General features: G+C 42.5%; 11 protein-coding genes. 5 read left to right on the plus strand and 6 right to left on the minus strand.

Annotated features, from left to right (window positions below):
• The 6 genes from Vgang_RS06160 to Vgang_RS06185 all read right to left on the minus strand — a co-directional run bounded on the left by Vgang_RS06160 (position 1) and on the right by Vgang_RS06185 (position 6,943).
• Positions 1-597: a GNAT family N-acetyltransferase gene (locus tag Vgang_RS06160; RefSeq protein ID WP_105902009.1), complete on the minus strand. Its 597-nt coding sequence runs from the start codon at positions 595-597 to the stop codon at positions 1-3.
• Positions 597-2,237, minus strand: coding sequence for a transcriptional regulator TyrR (tyrR, locus tag Vgang_RS06165; protein ID WP_105902008.1), 1,641 nt, complete (start codon positions 2,235-2,237; stop codon positions 597-599). Before tyrR ends, Vgang_RS06160 begins: the two co-directional genes overlap by 1 nt.
• A 135-nt stretch (positions 2,238-2,372) precedes the next feature.
• Positions 2,373-3,443, minus strand: coding sequence for a YcjF family protein (locus tag Vgang_RS06170; RefSeq protein WP_105902007.1), 1,071 nt, complete (start codon positions 3,441-3,443; stop codon positions 2,373-2,375).
• The gene (locus tag Vgang_RS06175) at positions 3,440-4,849 is read right to left on the minus strand and encodes a YcjX family GTP-binding protein (RefSeq protein ID WP_105902006.1); all 1,410 of its coding nucleotides are present in this window, start codon (positions 4,847-4,849) and stop codon (positions 3,440-3,442) included. Before Vgang_RS06175 ends, Vgang_RS06170 begins: the two co-directional genes overlap by 4 nt.
• A gap of 196 nt (positions 4,850-5,045) precedes the next feature.
• On the minus strand, positions 5,046-5,240 hold the full coding sequence (locus Vgang_RS06180; protein WP_105902005.1) for a hypothetical protein: 195 nt from the start codon (positions 5,238-5,240) through the stop codon (positions 5,046-5,048).
• A gap of 185 nt (positions 5,241-5,425) precedes the next feature.
• The gene (locus Vgang_RS06185) at positions 5,426-6,943 is read right to left on the minus strand and encodes a fumarate hydratase (protein WP_105902004.1); all 1,518 of its coding nucleotides are present in this window, start codon (positions 6,941-6,943) and stop codon (positions 5,426-5,428) included.
• 238 nt (positions 6,944-7,181) lie between these two features.
• Between Vgang_RS06185 and pabB the strand changes: the two genes are divergently transcribed.
• From pabB to Vgang_RS06210, 5 genes are all read left to right on the plus strand, one after another.
• Positions 7,182-8,606: an aminodeoxychorismate synthase component 1 gene (gene pabB, locus Vgang_RS06190; protein ID WP_105902003.1), complete on the plus strand. Its 1,425-nt coding sequence runs from the start codon at positions 7,182-7,184 to the stop codon at positions 8,604-8,606.
• An 18-nt stretch (positions 8,607-8,624) separates the two neighbouring features.
• Positions 8,625-9,260 carry a CoA pyrophosphatase gene (locus Vgang_RS06195; protein ID WP_105902002.1) on the plus strand — a complete coding sequence of 212 codons (636 nt, stop codon included), beginning with the start codon at positions 8,625-8,627 and terminating at the stop codon, positions 9,258-9,260.
• A gap of 254 nt (positions 9,261-9,514) precedes the next feature.
• A complete protein-coding gene (locus Vgang_RS06200) occupies positions 9,515-10,774 on the plus strand; it encodes an aromatic amino acid transport family protein (protein WP_105902001.1) in 1,260 nt (419 codons plus the stop codon).
• A gap of 149 nt (positions 10,775-10,923) precedes the next feature.
• A complete protein-coding gene (locus tag Vgang_RS06205; RefSeq protein ID WP_105902000.1) occupies positions 10,924-12,285 on the plus strand; it encodes an L-serine ammonia-lyase in 1,362 nt (453 codons plus the stop codon).
• Between the two features lie 252 nt (positions 12,286-12,537).
• Positions 12,538-13,527 carry a 2-hydroxyacid dehydrogenase gene (locus Vgang_RS06210; RefSeq protein ID WP_105901999.1) on the plus strand — a complete coding sequence of 330 codons (990 nt, stop codon included), beginning with the start codon at positions 12,538-12,540 and terminating at the stop codon, positions 13,525-13,527.
• Positions 13,528-13,621: the final 94 nt, after the last annotated feature.

Consider the following 13,621-nt stretch of genomic DNA (forward strand, 5'->3'; position numbering starts at 1 on the left):
TCAGCCCTTGTTGACCCAATCAGGGTTAATCAAAGACATCAAATAATGAGTTTCCCATTGACCGTTTATTAAAAGGTAATCTCGTGCTGTGCCCTCATGTTCAAAGTTAAGCTTAGTGAGCACTTTTTCACTCGCACGATTTCTTGGTATATAAGCCGCCATTATTCGATGTAGATTAACTTGCTTAAACATCCATTGATTGGTGAGCGTTAAGGCCATGTGCATAATGCCTTTACCTTGCTGTGATTGGGCCAAAGCATAACCTAAGTGACAAGCATGAAATGGGTAACTTGACACCGATGTGTAGTTAATCATTCCTATCACACTTTGCTCCGACTCATTCAAAATAACAAAAGAGAATGCCTCTTTTTTCTCGTGTAAATCTAAAGTACAAGCGATGCGATTACACCAATATTCGATGGTATAAAAAGTTTCATTGCGTACAGGTTCCCACGGTTGTAAGTAATCTCTATTTTGAAGGTAAAACTCACTGATAGGCCATTCATCACCCGGTTGAACAAGGCGTAAATGGCAATCCATAAATGAAAATGTCGCGCCAGAGTTCAAATCGATTAACGGCATATCACAAAAATTCATTACGACTTCCTGATGCCATAATCACGCAATTTATTCGCAATAGAAGTATGTGAAACTTCTAAACGTTTAGCGAGTTTTCGGCTGGATGGGAAAGATTGATACAAACGCTCAAGAATTTGCGCTTCGTGTTTACGCATCATCTCATCTAATGAGCCTTCCAGAGTAAAAATTTCTGATTGTGTTTCAAACGCTGAACGACTTGCCTGCAACGTTGGCAGTTGGAAATGCTCGAACTTCAATACATCATCGTCAAGTTGCGTCATCGCACGCAGCACCGAGTTTTCTAATTGGCGAATATTTCCCGGCCACGGATAGAGCGTCAGTTGCTCGATCAAATCATCATCATAACTCGGTACTTTTAAACCAAGTTGTTGTGCGTACTTCGCCACAAACATATCCACCAGCGGCAACACATCACTGCTGCGTTCACGTAATGATGGAATACTTAAATTCAAAACATTCAATCGATAATATAAATCTTCACGGAAAGAGCCCGATTGCGTAAGTTGTGACAAGGTTTGTTTGGTTGAGGCAATAACACGTACATCGACATGCATTTCTTTTTCTTCACCGACACGGCGAAACGAACCATCTTGTAAAAAACGCAGCAGTTTGATTTGCAAATGCGGGCTCATTTCGCCGATTTCATCAAGAAAAACCGTGCCTTTGTCCGCTTGTTCAAAGATCCCTTTATGACCAACTTCATGATTAAACGCACCTGGCGCATTACCAAATAACTCAGTTTCCGCTGCATCATCTGGCATTGAGGCACAACTCAGTACTAAGAAAGGTTCATTAGAACGGTGAGAACGATTATGACAAGCGCGCGCTAGCATTTCTTTACCCGTTCCGGTTTCCCCTTCAATCAAAAGTGGTTGATCGAGCATGGCCAGTTTCTTTGCTTGGGAAACTAAACGTTGATGATGGTTTGAGACACCGACAAAATGTTCAAAACCAAGCGGATTATACTCAGGAACAGAGGTCAATTTTGTTTCCGACAACACGATGGGTTTCAACATGATCACCGCGCCGGCCAAAATGGCTTCTCCCGAATCACTGTGGATCATCACCGGCATTACATCCATCAGGTAATTGAGCCCTTCAATGGTGATTTTATCGCGATAACGCAGTAAGCCTTCGTCAAACTTACTCTGCTTAGGTTTCACTTCGCCTTTCGCTTTTACTTCGCCACTAGCAAGCGCTTTAAACCAAGGTGCCGATTTCAGTTTAGGAATGTAATGGAAAATGCTGAAGGTTTGGATTTCTTTCACTGACACTTTGAATAGTGCCAACGCGCAGAAATTCGCCATTTCTATATCACCTTTTAAGCTGATCGAAATGACAGGATCTGGCAGTGTATCTAGAATCGCGTTTAATTCGGTATTTTCACGCTCACTTGGCATAAAGGGAATTTTACGCACATCCGTCACGCCATCGATTTGACGGATTTGCGCCATTAAGGCACTGAAAGTGTGAAACTCAACATCAGGACAGTTGAGATATATGGTGCCCGGGTCACCGACTTCTTTGCCGCGGGTACTTAATTCTATTCCACGTAAATCAATATTTTTAGAGGCGAGAATATCCAGTAATTCACGGGTAAGCCCGAGACGGTCTTGGCACAAAACTTCTAATCGCACGATCTAATCCCTACAAGTGTCACGAAAAGTTGACAGTAGTGTGTTGTATGCGCTCAATTTCGTCAAGATGATAAGTGGATTGCACTGATAAATAGCGAGTTAATCATTGATCTACTCACCGCTTTTAAACCAAGCTTACTTATCTTCCGATTTACCAATCACTCGCCCTACCACTAACTTGCGGATTTCACTTAAACGTACGGCTTTCTCTTTACGCCAAGGTAATGGACGCAATAACGCCATCGCTTTAATACCTAGTCGACCAGTGAGCAGGCCAACGCCGATCCCTTGTGCAGCACGAGTGGACACTTTTCCAGCTACGCCCAACGACATGACGTTAGTGCCGATATCAACAGCAAGCTCACTAGCACCAGCGGCGGCCATGTTAATAAAGACCAGTTTAATTAAGCGAATACGAGACCAATAGCCCAGCTCTACGCCGTAAATTTTTCCTAGTTCGTCAATCATTTTGAAATTGCGCCAAGCCACAAGCAGCATGTCGGCAATCGCCAATGGGCTAACCGCCACCAATATCGCCGATTCTGTAGAATATGTAGCGACTATTTTCTTGGCTTGTTTATCTTGTTGAGCGATCACCATATCATCGTACAACTCGATCACATCGGCGTCGTTATGATTGTCATTAACGGTTTTAACCCAACGATCATAACCCGCATGTTCCAATGTAACGCCAGCTTGATTGGCAAGATCTTCACAAAATGGCTTAGCATTACCCGTTTTATGCGAATGAATTAAATCCATCGCGAGTTCTTGACTACCGAGTTGCTTGCGTAAACGACGTAATTTCCATAGCTCTTTTGCCGTAGCGCTAATACCGAGTGAAGCTATTGCGGCAATAAATCCTGTCCAACCTAGTGTTAGCCAATCCGATTGCTGATAAGCCTGAACAACATTATTCACACATTGCCAACCAACCAAGCCAGTAAAAGCCACAACCGCACCAGTAAATAACCAACGTTTTTTCGAGCGTGGTCGAATGATCTTCACCATTTCATCTTCAAGTTGGTTATCAGCCGTGAGTTCTATTTGCTCTTGCGTCATTGGGACAAATTGGGTGGCTTCATCAAAACGAATCGTATTGGACAGGTTATCTTGCATGATCCCGACTTCTTCTTGTACAGATTTCGTAGGTTTATCCGTATCGAAGACCACTTTGGTTTTGTATTCTTTTTTATCCTGACTCATCGCAATTTATCCCCTAGTAGAAACTGTAACGCTTTATCCATACGAATATGCGGCAAGGCTTGGTCGTGTGGAATTTTTAACGGTCTAAATTGATAAAACTCAAAGCCATTACCTTGCCAGTATTCACGTTGAGGTAATTTAGGCGGTACTTCTCCAGGAAATAGCGTGATGGTTTCTTCTGCTAATGTTGTGCCTTTGATTGCTTGTAATGTGGTATCCCCGGCTTGTGCATAGCCAGGCATAGTCGCTTGTATAGAAGACAAGTTCATGCACTCCATTTCTATCCCTTCATAAGACACATGTTTCCAGGCCTCATGAACCAGTTGTTGTAACAAAGACACCATATTGGTGTGTTGATCCGGCGTCACATGATCCGCTTTCGTTGCAGCAAATAACACTTTATCAATCTTGGCTGAGAACAAACGCTTGAGAATCGAATTGCGCCCATATTTGAAGCTCTGCATCAATTGATTAATCGCACCACTCATATCCATGAATGAGTCATAGCCGGTATTCAGTGGCTGTAGACAATCAACCAGTACGATCTGGCGGTCAAAGGTAGCAAAGTGCTCTTGGTAAAAATCTTTCACAATCTTCTTTTTGTATTCATTAAAGCGAGAGCGCAACATGGCATAAGCAGAACTACGTTTTATTTCCGCTTTGGGTTTACCATTATCATCCGTTTCAATATCAACCGGGAAAAATTGTAATACTGGTGCACCAACAAGCTCACCGGGCAGAACAAAACGCCCAGGCTGAACCCAGTGCAGTCCTTCGTTTTTGCAAGCATGAAGATAATCGGTATAAGCCTTCGCCAATTCTGCCACTCGATTTTCATTAGCTGAGGCGAACAAATCAAAATGATTAAGTTTGACTAACCACTCTTTAGCCAGTATAGAACGCAATTCACTGCCCGCTTTTTCGCCTTTAAGAAGCTGCATTTGGCTTAGTGACCATTCTTCAAAACTCATATTGAGTAAAGGCAGATCCAATAGCCATTCACCAGGGTAATCGACAATATCTAAATACAAAGTTGATGTGCTTTTCAGTAATCGTCTTGCACCTTTTTTTGGAACAAAACGAATCGCAAGACGAATTTCACTCACATCACGCGTGGGTTCCGGCCATTGTGGTGGCGTGGTATTAAGCTGCTCAATAGCCAGATCGTAGTCGAATCTTGGCACCATTAAGTTAGTTTGTGGGATACGCTTTGCTCCAAGCAGTTGCTTATTTCGACTTGGCTCAAATAGAGGTAAGTTATCTTGTGTGGAGCTATTTAAAAGTTGATTGACCAATGAGGTGATAAACGCCGTTTTACCCGCGCGAGATAAGCCAGTGACAGCGAGGCGCAGATGGCGATCGAGGCTTCGTTTCACCAAATCATTCACTTCTTGTTTGATCTTCATTTAATGCTCCCCAACATACTGTTTACTTGAGAATATCATATTGTGCTTGTGTCAGAAAAAACTAGCTTGAATTTCAGAAAAGAAAAGTTCAAGAAAAACAAAGGCTCGCATTTATAATAAATACGAGCCTAAATTACTTTTATTCGTGTGAAGTGATTGTGAAAAATCAACCTTCCCTGATACGCTGCGACAAGAATTAGTCTTCTTCTATCAACTTATAGATTACAAACAGCGAGATTTCGAGTAGAACACCTAATACCACTGTCATTACCGCAAACCAGTTATTAGCCGTGTTAAAAATGGCGATACCGTGCAGAATCATCTGCACACCAACGTAACCACCCACAACGATTGCGATCAGGATTTGTAAAATCTGTACAAAACGTGGCATAAAATCTCCTAAACATTCAGCCTGTTATCATTTTTGTTACTGAAACTATAATCAATTTAATCCGATTAGTCAGGCAAATTTTGATTAAAGTATAAAATAACCAAGTCAAAGAAACGCTCGAAGTGTTTTCGAAGCATTCTCGAAGCGTAATGTGCGCTCACACCACGCAATTCGACTCTAGCGAATTACTTTTCCATCTCAGCGATTTTCACTTTCCACGTATCTGGGCCAATTTGATGAGCATTCGCGCCCGTAGAATCGACCGCCACCGTAACGGGCATATCTTCCACTTCAAACTCATAAATCGCTTCCATACCTAAGTCTTCAAAAGCAACAACACGCGCTTTCTTAATCGCTTTTGCCACTAAGTAAGCCGCACCGCCGACCGCCATTAGGTAAACGGATTTGTTCTTTTTAATCGACTCAACCGTCGCAGCGCCACGCTCGGCTTTACCAATCATACCCATAATGCCGGTTTCTTCTAGCATCATGTCGGTAAATTTATCCATACGTGTTGAGGTTGTTGGGCCAGCTGGACCTACGACTTCATCACGTACCGCATCAACAGGGCCAACGTAGTAGATAAATTTGCCGTTCAGATCGACCCCTTCAGGTAACCCTTCACCACTTTGTAGCATACCTTGAATACGCTTATGTGCTGCATCACGACCGGTTAAGATCTTGCCAGAAAGCAGAACCGTTTCACCAGTACGCCATTGTTGCACTTCTTCTTTGGTCACGGTATCAAGGTTCACACGGCGAGTATTCGCGCCAGCCTCCCAAGTGATTTGTGGCCAGTCTTCTAATTGTGGTGGCGTTAATTCAGCTGGGCCTGAGCCGTCCAGCGTAAAGTGAACGTGGCGAGTTGCCGCGCAGTTTGGAATCAAACATACAGGTTTAGACGCCGCGTGCGTTGGCGCGGTTTTGATCTTCACATCAACAACAGTCGTTAAACCACCTAAACCTTGCGCACCTATGCCGAGTTTGTTAACACGGTTAAAAATATCCAAACGCAATTCTTCTTCCGCGTTTTGTGGGCCACGTTCGATCAATTCATGAATATCAATGTGTTCCATTAATGATTCTTTAGCCAGTACCGCTGCTTTTTCGGCTGTACCGCCAATACCGATACCTAGCATGCCCGGTGGACACCAACCTGCGCCCATGGCTGGCAATGTTTTTTCTACCCACTCGGCAATATCATCCGATGGGTTGAGCATCACCATTTTGGTTTTGTTTTCAGAACCACCGCCCTTAGCTGCAATTTGAATCTCAACTTTATCACCTGGCACCATATTAATGTGCACAACGGCAGGCGTGTTGTCTTTGGTGTTAATGCGTTTACCTGCTGGATCGGCAAGAACAGATGCGCGCAATGGGTTATCTGGATTGGTATACGCCTGACGAACACCTTCGTCGACCATTTGTTGTACCGTCATATCAGTGGCGTCCCAACGTACATCCATACCAATGTTTACAAAACAGGTCACAATACCGGTGTCTTGGCAAATTGGACGATGCCCTTCTGCGGCCATACGTGAGTTAATTAGAATTTGTGCAATGGCATCTTTTGCCGCTTGGCTTTCTTCTTTATGGTACGCCTTTTCAAGCGCTTGGATAAAATCCATTGGATGATAATAAGAGATATACTGGAGGGCGTCAGCGACACTGCTGATCACATCTTGCTTACGAATGACGGTCATACTTGCCTCTACATTATAATAATTAGGTAAAGACTGGTGAGAATGGCCACCAAAAGTGACAGCGTCACAGTGATGACCAACAAATCCATGTGTGCACGGGATTTTACTAAACCAATCCGTTACCGAGTCATTTGCTTTTAGTGCATTTATTTATACTGCTATTTAATTCTTGAAATATGATACTCTCGCTCCTCATTCGATGCTACGTAACGATTGAACCTTGGTCACACTTTACAGAATGAATAATCAAAATATTTCCAATATGACTCTAAACCCAACGACGACATCTTCACAACGAATAAATATTAAGCACGTCACCTATCAAGCCGAGCTTGCAAAACTCTATTTTTCTAGCATTGAATCATTATCTTGGTCGATGTTGCTCCGCTCAGCTGCTCAAGGCCATCCAAACAATCGTTATGATATTTTAGTTGCAAAGCCGATAGCAACGTTAGTCACTCATGGTGAAAAAACGGTAATGTCGACTTCAACTGAAATCGGCTTACAGCAAGCTGACTCTTCAAAAGACGACCCTTTCAATCTGCTTGATCATTACCTCAATACGTTATTGCCGCATGTTACATCAATCGAAGATATTCCTTTTTGTGGCGGTGCATTGGGTTACTTTAGCTATGATCTTGGACGCCGAGTTGAGTCTATGCCTAATCTGGCTCAACAGGATATTCCAACCGCAGACATGGCAATTGGCATTTATGAGTGGGCTTTGATTGTCGATCACCAATTGAAACAAGCGTATTTTGTGGGGCAAAATATCGAGCAACATCAAGCGTGGCTAGAATCACAGAACGCTAGCTCAGCTGAGGCGTTTCAAATGCTCTCGGATTGGCAATCGAATATGACCCAAGAGAGCTACACCGAAAAATTCGATGCCATTCAGGATTACTTACGATCTGGCGACTGTTACCAAATCAACCTTGCTCAGCGTTTTCAAGCTCAATATCAAGGCAGCGAATGGCAGGCGTATCAAAAGTTAGAAGAATCCAATCACGCCCCTTTCTCCGCTTTTATTCGAACCAATGAATTGGCTTTATTGAGCATTTCTCCAGAACGGTTTATTGAAGTGAATAATGGCATTATTGAGACCAAGCCAATTAAAGGTACTCGTCCTCGTTCATCCGATGCTGTGCGTGATGCCGAACTGGCGAATGAACTCAAAAATGCAGAAAAAGATCAGGCTGAAAATCTGATGATTGTGGATCTATTGCGCAATGATATTGGACGTGTAGCAAAAGCCGGTTCTGTTTCTGTACCAGATCTCTTTGCCATTGAAAGCTTCCCAGCCGTGCACCATTTGGTCAGTACCATTCGTGCTATACTCGATAAAGATCAAAGCGCTAGCGATTTATTGAGGGCTTGTTTCCCTGGCGGCTCGATTACTGGTGCGCCAAAAATTCGTGCCATGGAAATCATAGAAGAGTTAGAGCCACACCGCCGAAATGCTTATTGTGGCAGCATTGGCTACATCAGCCGTTGTGGTCGTATGGACAGTAACATCACCATTCGAACCTTGGTCGCTTACCAACACCATTTGTATGCTTGGGCTGGCGGCGGTATTGTAGCGGATAGTCACGCTGAGTCGGAATATCAAGAAACGTTAGATAAAGTCAGTCGTATCTTGCCGGTTCTATCTAAAGAAGAATAACGAACTTGGGGAGTGTGTATGAATAAAGAAGATTTATTGCGCCAGTTTTCATTACATATTCCTCAAGCATACAAGACAGAAAGTCTGCAGCGTGTGGCGCATTTGAATCATGCCAAACTTCGTAAAGCCGCCGTGTTGATACCTTGCGTTGATAGACCTCAAGGTTTATCCGTCATTTTGACTAAGCGCGCCTCTCATCTTAAACATCATCCCGGACAAGTCAGCTTTCCTGGCGGTAAGTTCGAGCCTTTTGATAAAACATTATCGAACACGGCATTACGCGAAGCCCATGAAGAAATTGGCTTAGAGCCCAATAAGGTTCAGTTGATAGGCCAATTGCCCCCACTGACTACCATCAGCCAATTTAGTGTGACTCCTTTTATCTCCATCGTTGATGCGCCTTACCACAGTAAAATCGATCGCAACGAGGTTGATTCTGTCTTTGAAGTACCCGCGCAATATCTGTTTGATCCACGTAATCTTTATATTCGCAAGATGAAAATAAAAGGTATTTCACATCAAATTTTTGCTATTAACTACAAACAGCACTTTATTTGGGGTGTGACAGCACAAATCATTCAAGCCTTGCAAATTCAGCTCGATGTAACAAACCTTGCACAAATAGCATCACATTCTCCAGAAGTGATGAGCTAACTTCTGCTTTTTCTTTCCTCTTTCTTTCCTCGATTTGATTGGTTGGTAACCAATTCCAGCTTTCGGATTATATTCGACAAGTATTCGCATAAATATTTCTCATGTGAATTGTTACTATTTCGTGATGCGTAGCAAGTTATAGAACACTTATCTCCCGTTCGATGAAATAGTTGACTTTGATCCTATTTTTATTGGGATAAATAAGGATAATCCTCGCCAATTCTTCCTGTTCCCAATATTTTAGAGAATTAACTATGCAAACAAAAACCATTAATCCTGCACAAGTGGATGTGCCAGCGTCGAGCAAATGGACCTACCAAGATTTCTCTTGGGTTTTATCATTATTCGGTACCGCGGTCGGTGCTGGCGTTCTTTTCCTTCCAATTAAAGCGGGTGCTGGTGGCTTTTGGCCTCTTGTTATTTTGGCCATTATTGCAATGCCGATGATTTGGCTTGCACATAAAGGGCTTGCGCGCTTTGTGCTTTCAGCTAAAAACCCTGATGCTGATATTACCGATACGGTGGAAGAACACTTTGGTAAGACGGGCGCGACAATCATCACTTTTGCCTACTTTTTTGCGATTTACCCTATTGTTTTAATCTATGGTGTGGGCATAACCAATACGGTTGATTCATTCTTAGTTAACCAACTGGGCTTTGAATCGATTCCTCGTTGGCTGTTGTCTGGTGCATTAATTTCTTTAATGACTTGCGGCGTGATTTTCGGCAAAGATCTCATGCTTAAAGTCACATCCATGATGGTTTACCCATTGGTATTTATTTTACTTGCGCTATCTATTTTCTTAATTCCAGAATGGAATACATCCATGGCAGAAGTTACGCCTAACTGGGCTGAAATGCCAAAAGTCATTTGGCTTGCGATTCCAATCATTGTGTTTTCGTTTAACCATAGTCCAATCATCAGCCAGTTCTCGAAAGAACAGCGTCGTGTTTATGGTGACAACGCAGCGAAAAAAACCGACATGATCACTGGCGGTGCAGCGACAATGTTGATGGCATTCGTGATGTTCTTTGTATTTTCTGTCGTGCTATCGTTAACTCCAGCTCAACTTAGTGAAGCGCAAGCGCAAAATATCAGTGTGCTGTCTTACCTTGCGAATATTCATTCTTCACCATTAATTTCATACCTAGGTCCTATCGTGGCATTTGCAGCAATCACTTCAAGCTATTTCGGTCACTTTTTAGGGGCGCATGAAGGCTTAGTTGGGTTGGTAAAATCACGCACCAACCTTTCAGAAACAAAAGTTAACAAAGTTTCACTCTTGTTCATTGTCGTCACAACTTGGGTCATATCTATCATTAACCCTAGTATCTTAGGAATGATTGAATCTATGGGCGCACCGATGATTGCAGCGATCCTGTTTATCATGCCGATTTATGCGATGCGTAAAGCCCCTGCGATGGCAAAATTCAAAACCTCAACTTTTGCACAAATCTTTACAGCAATTTGTGGTGTTGCAGCGATTACTTCTGTAATCTACGGCTCCTTTTAAGCTATGACGCTAGAAATATGGTTTGTAGACTATAATTTAGCTAGTCAATGCATAAGCCAGAATATTAATTGCTGAATAACAATAAGCTGTTCTAAGCAGTATGAATAACACTAAAGCCTCGTTTGTCGAGGCTTATTCGAGGTAATAACATGATCAGTGTTTTTGATATCTACAAAATTGGTGTCGGTCCTTCTAGCTCTCATACAGTTGGACCAATGAAAGCCGGTAAGCAATTTATTGACGACCTAACTGCTCAAGATCGATTGCAAGATATTACAAAGATTACTGTCGATGTTTACGGTTCATTATCGCTGACAGGGAAAGGTCACCATACTGATATCGCTATTATTATGGGTCTGGCAGGAAATACGCCAGAACACGTAGATATTGACGCTATTCCAGGCTTTATTACTCAAGTTGAACAAACTGAACAATTGCCAGTAAATCTGAATAGCCACACGGTCTCATTCCCAAAAGACGGTGGAATGAACTTCCACAGAACGAATCTTTCACTGCATGAGAACGGTATGAGCATTCATGCTTGGGTGAATGACGATGTTGTCTACTCTAAAACCTATTACTCTATCGGTGGTGGTTTTATTGTTGATGAAGAAAACTTTGGTAAAAAAATAGAATCCAAAGTTCAGGTGCCTTATGAGTTCAATACTGCAACCGAACTCGTTAACTTGTGTAAAGAGCATGGTTTGTCTATCAGCACACTAGTGATGAAGAATGAAAGTGCACAATATTCACAAGAACAAGTGAAAGCGTATTTTGCCAACATTTGGCAAACCATGAGTGATTGCATGGAAAAAGGAATGAGTACCGAAGGCATTTTACCTGGTCCACTGCGCGTACCACGCCGTGCCGCAGCCCTGCGCCAGCAACTCATGACGTCATCAAATACCTCAACCGATCCTATGGCGGTAATCGATTGGGTCAACATGTTCGCCTTTGCCGTGAACGAGGAAAACGCCGCTGGCGGTCGTGTTGTCACCGCTCCAACTAATGGCGCTTGTGGAATCATCCCTGCGGTTCTTGCTTACTATGACAAGTTCATTCAACCCGTCACTGAAAAAGACTATATTCGTTACTTTGCAGCCTCTGGCGCTATTGGTGGCTTATACAAACAGAATGCCTCTATCTCAGGCGCGGAAGTGGGCTGTCAAGGTGAAGTGGGTGTGGCATGTTCAATGGCAGCGGCTGGCTTAGCTGAATTGCTAGGTGGTAGCCCTGAACAAGTGTGCATGGCGGCTGAAATCGGAATGGAACACAATTTAGGCTTAACCTGTGACCCAGTTGCAGGCCAAGTTCAAGTCCCGTGTATTGAACGTAACGGCATTGCGGCAGTAAAAGCAATTAACTCAAGTCGCATGGCGCTTCGTCGTTCATCAGAACCACGCGTATCGCTTGATAAAGTGATTGAGACCATGCTTGAGACTGGTAAAGACATGAATGCCAAATATCGCGAAACGTCACAAGGTGGACTAGCAATCAAAGTGATCTGCTAACGTTAGCACGTACTTAAATTCCGTATTGTTTGGATTTAGATCGGGTTCCTCCCTACTGTCCTTAATTAACAAGGCGCGTCACTATCTGGCGCGCCTTATTTAATCGAATGAAATTTCATTGCACTTTATGCCAATGCTGCTTATTGCGTTAATAAAGCAAACTCTTTAATGCAAAATAGTTCTCATTAATCTTTGTAGAATTGTTTAATATTGTGCATAGTAAATATCACAATATTTACAGTGGAGACACACATGAAGATTTCTATTTTTAGTTCAAAATCTTATGATGAAGCATCCTTCCAGAAAACAAACTCTTCTTATCAGTACGAATGTCATTTTTATCCTATTCAACTTGATAAAAAAACGGCTTCATTAGCTGAGGGTTCACAAGTAGTCTGTGCATTTGTTAATGATGATCTTAGCCAGCCCGTATTAGAGAAACTAGCAAAGCAAGGCACAAAATTAATTGCAATGCGCTGTGCAGGCTATGACCGAGTAGATTTAGAAGCAGCCAAAACACTCGGATTGCAAATTGTTCGTGTACCAGCTTATTCACCTGAAGCCATTGCGGAGCATGCTGTGGGAATGATGATGTGTTTAAACCGCCGCTTCCATAAAGCTTACCAAAGAACTCGTGATGCCAATTTCTCGCTTGAAGGATTAACCGGATTTAACTTCTACGGAAAAACTGCTGGTGTAATCGGTACTGGTAAAATTGGACTTGCAGCAATTAGAATTTTACGAGGACTGGGGATGCAAGTTCTTTGCTACGACCCATATCCGAATGATCTGGCTACCGAAATTGGTGCAACTTACACTTCTTTGGACAACATTTATCAAAACTCGGATGTAATTACATTACACTGCCCATTGACAGCAGAAAACAAACGTTTACTCAATGCTGACTCATTCAATAAAATGAAAGACAATGTCATGATTATCAATACCAGTCGAGGGGGGTTATTAGATTCTCAAGATGCAATTGAAGCACTAAAAGTGGGCAAAATCGGTGCCTTAGGCTTAGATGTGTATGATAATGAAAAAGAACTATTTTTTCAGGATAAATCAAACGACATTATTACCGATGACATTTTCCGTCGTTTATCAGCTTGTCATAATGTTTTATTCACAGGCCATCAGGCTTTCTTAACTAACGAAGCCCTATCTAACATAGCTGAAACAACCTTTGGCAACATCCAAGCTTTCCTAGAAAATCGCCTTTCAGGGAATGAAGTAATATAGCCATATATACCCAGAGATTGGCATAGCGTTACTTAGGAATAATGTAATATCGATGCAAAGCCATACTATATTTGCCTTGCATCGAATTATTGCC

This window comes from Vibrio gangliei, from assembly GCF_026001925.1.
In the GTDB taxonomy this organism is placed as follows: domain Bacteria; phylum Pseudomonadota; class Gammaproteobacteria; order Enterobacterales; family Vibrionaceae; genus Vibrio; species Vibrio gangliei.